This is a genomic window from Rhizobacter sp. P2_H2 (assembly GCF_056403375.1).
This window is the reverse complement of the sequence record NZ_JBFUFP010000630.1, coordinates 1-3224: the sequence shown is the minus strand read 5'-3', so window position 1 is coordinate 3224 and position 3224 is coordinate 1. Positions and strand designations below refer to the sequence as shown.

Below are 3224 nucleotides of genomic sequence, written 5' to 3'. Positions count from 1 at the left end.
CAGCAGCAGGATGTTGTCGGGCGCGATGTCGCGGTGGAACACGTCTTCGTCGTGCAGCACCTGCAGCGCGCCCAGCAGCGGATCGATCACGCCGCGGATCCACGCATCGCTCGGCACGCCGGCCAGCGCCTTGCGCTCTTCCTTCAGCGTGCGGCCGGCGTAGTACGGCATCACCATGTAGGCGGTGCCGTTGGCCTCCCAGAAGCGGTAGACCTTGACCAGCGACGGGTGGTCGAAGCGCGCGAGCAGCTTGGCCTCGTTGACGAACGAGCGCAGCCCGATGCCGAAGGTCTCGAGGTGCGCCTGCGAGCGCAGCGAGACCAGCTCGCCGTCGCCGCGCGCGGCCATCGCGGCGGGCATGTACTCCTTGATCGCGACCTGGCGCTCCAGCGCATGGTCCATCGCGAGGTAGACGATGCCGAAGCCGCCGACGCCGAGCACGCGCAGGATCTCGAACTCGCCGAGCCGGGTGCCAGGACGCAGCGCGTCCCCGTCGTCCTGAAGTCCCGCGCTGCCGGTCGGTGTGCTCATCGGGGCAGTGTACCGGGCGTCATGACACCTCCGACCCGGCCCTTACACTCGGCCGATCCCCTTCCCTTCCTCACCGAGCCGACCATGCCCGCCGACAAGATCACCGCCACCATTTCCACCCGCGCCAACGTCTACTTCGACGGCAAGTGCGTCTCGCACGGCATCGAGTTGCCGGACGGCAGCAAGAAGAGCGTCGGCGTGATCCTGCCGTCCACGCTGCGCTTCACGACCGGCGCGCCGGAGGTGATGGACGTCGTCGAAGGCGGCTGCCGCATCCGCCTGAATGGCAGCGAGGCCTGGCAGTCGTACGGCGCCGGCGAGTCGTTCTCGGTGCCGGGCCAGTCGGCGTTCGACATCGAGGTGACGCAGACGATGCATTACGTCTGCCACTTCGGCTGACACGGCGCGGCCGAGTTCAGTCGCCCCCACCGCAGCCACCGCCCCCGTCGCCACCGCCGTCCCCGCCCCCATCGCCGCCGCTGCCCGAGCCATCGCTCGAATCGCTGCCCGATCCGCACGAGCCGCCGCAGCCGCCGATGTCGCTCGCGCAATGCGTGTTGCCGCGGTCGGCGCCGAGCAGGCTGCAGTCGGGCACGTAGTGGTAGCCGCCGGGGATCGCGAGCGCCGCGTCCAGCGCGAACAGCACCGGCAGCCGGCTCGGGCGCTGCGGATCGATGCCCTCCTCCTTGCAGCTCCAGAGCCACGCGCGCCGCAACCCCGCCTTGCGGTCGCCGTCCGCGCTGCCCGGCCCGAGCGCCTGCGCCGGCGTGTGGTGCAGCATGCGGCCGAAGGCGCGCCGGCAGAACGCGTCGTAGCTTCGGGTGTGCAGGATGAACTCGTGCCACAGCGCATCGACCACGCGCGACGGCATCGCGACGAAGCCGCCGCGCGAGCGCGCACAGGCGACGAAGAACTGGCGCAGCCCGCGCTCCACCTCGCCCAGCGCCTTGTCGTCCAGCGCCGGGTAGAGGCGGCGCAGCTTGCCGCGCAGGAAGGCCGGAAAGGCCTCTGCGCGGATCACGCGCAGGCCCGAGCGCTCGCGCCAGGCCACCCAGGCCCGCCTCGCCAGCCACACGCCCAGCGTGCCGGCCACGAGCACGAACAACAGGCGGGTCACGGATGTCGATGTCATCGGCTTGGAGTATGCCGGCGCGTCACGCTGCGTCGCGACGTGAAACCAATGCAAAATCCGTCAGATGGGACGATCGGGACATGGGGGGAAACGCTGGGCCTGCGCGCTGTTCGCCGCGGCCGGCCTGTTGACGGCGGGTGCCGCAGGCGCGGCCGACGCGCCGCCCGAGGGCAGGCCGCTGCTGACCATCGCCGGCAGCATCCAGCAGCGCAACGGGCCTGACGGCCTGTCGTTCGACCTGGCGGCGCTGCAGAAGCTGCCGCAGCAGAGCTTCTCGACGCGCACCCCGTGGTATTCGAAGCCGCGCAAGTTCACCGGCGTGCGGCTGCGCGATCTGCTGGCCGCTGCCGGTGCGCAGGGCCAGGTGGTGCGGGCGGTCGCGCTGAACGACTACAAGGTCGACATCCCGATCGAGGATGCCGCCGCCAGCGCCGTGATGGTGGCCTGGCTGCTCGACGACAAGCCGATGCCGGTGCGCGACAAGGGGCCGCTGGTCATCATCTATCCGTTCGACGACCAGCCCGAGCTGCGCACCGCGGTGCACTACGGCCGCGCGGTCTGGCAGCTGCGGCTGCTCGAGATCCGATGACCGGGGCCGCCGTTCCAGACCCCTTGCCGGTGACCGCGCCCCGCCGCGCCTGGCTCGCGATGCTGGCCACCACGCTGGTGCTCGCGCTGCTGGCCGCCGTGTACGTGCAATGGCGCCAGTACGACCTGCTCGACAGCAGCGTGCACTACCAGAACGACGCGCTCGGCTGGAGCTTCTTCCAGCTGGAGACCGAGCACCTGCGGCTGCGCAACCAGATGCACATCGCGCTGGCCGACCTGTCGCTCGAGCAATCGCGCGCCGCGGCATCGGAGGCCTTGCAGAACCGCTACGACATCTTCGTGAGCCGCATCGGCCTGGTCGACCATGAACGCGCGGCGCGCATCATGCCGGACCACGGCATCTACACGCAGGCGATGCTGCAGGTGCGCGCCTTCGTCGCCGAGGCCGACCGCTACCTCGGCGAGAAGCCGGTGGCCGCGCTCGACGCGGCCGCGCTGCGCCAGCTGCTGGTGCGGCTGGACGGGCTGAGCGTGCCGCTGCACGACCTGTCGCTCGGCGCCTCGCACCTGCTCTATGAACGTGTCTCGCAGCGCAACGCCGCGGTGCGCACGCAATCGCAGCTCAGCCTCGGGCTGACGCTGTTCCAGTGCGTGCTGCTGATCGCCTTCGCGCTGGTCGTGCTGCGGCAGTTCCGCGGGCTGTCCGAGCGCGGCACCCGCCTGCAGGCGCTGGCCGACAACCTGGCGGTGGCGCGCACCGAGGCCGAATCGGCCAGCCGTGCGAAGAGCGTGTTCCTCGCCAACATGAGCCACGAGATCCGCACGCCGTTCCACGGCATGCTGGGGATGATGTCGCTGCTGCAGGACACGCCGCTGTCGGGCCAGCAGGCCGGCTTCCTGAGCACCGCGAAGGATTCGGCGAACCACCTGCTCGCGATCCTGAACGACATCCTCGACATCTCGAAGCTCGAGTCCGGCAACCTGCAGGTGGTGCCGCAGCCGCTGGACCTGG

Annotated in this window: 5 protein-coding genes; 3 read left to right on the top strand and 2 right to left on the bottom strand. The window is 70.5% G+C overall.

Annotation, left to right across the window (positions count from 1 at the left end; genetic code table 11):
• Positions 1–531 (bottom strand): serine/threonine protein kinase (locus tag AC1D15_RS23745; RefSeq protein WP_477827906.1); only part of this gene is annotated, 531 nt, incomplete at its 3' end.
• 84 nt (positions 532–615) lie between these two features.
• On the opposite strand from AC1D15_RS23745, the gene ppnP reads away from it, so the two are divergent.
• Positions 616–930 carry a pyrimidine/purine nucleoside phosphorylase gene (ppnP, locus tag AC1D15_RS23740; RefSeq protein ID WP_465114516.1) on the top strand — a complete coding sequence of 105 codons (315 nt, stop codon included), beginning with the start codon at positions 616–618 and terminating at the stop codon, positions 928–930.
• 16 nt (positions 931–946) lie between these two features.
• Here ppnP and AC1D15_RS23735 read toward each other — a convergent pair whose 3' ends face one another.
• Positions 947–1648: a glycine-rich domain-containing protein gene (locus tag AC1D15_RS23735; protein ID WP_477827905.1), complete on the bottom strand. Its 702-nt coding sequence runs from the start codon at positions 1646–1648 to the stop codon at positions 947–949.
• 79 nt (positions 1649–1727) lie between these two features.
• Here AC1D15_RS23735 and AC1D15_RS23730 point away from each other — a divergent pair, with 79 nt between their 5' ends.
• Both AC1D15_RS23730 and AC1D15_RS23725 read left to right on the top strand, forming a co-directional pair.
• Complete coding sequence (locus tag AC1D15_RS23730; protein WP_082004676.1) at positions 1728–2252, top strand: putative pterin-binding protein; 525 nt, start codon at positions 1728–1730, stop codon at positions 2250–2252.
• 29 nt (positions 2253–2281) lie between these two features.
• Positions 2282–3224, top strand: a 943-nt coding sequence (locus tag AC1D15_RS23725) for a histidine kinase dimerization/phospho-acceptor domain-containing protein (RefSeq protein ID WP_477827904.1), incomplete at its 3' end; no start/stop codon positions are given.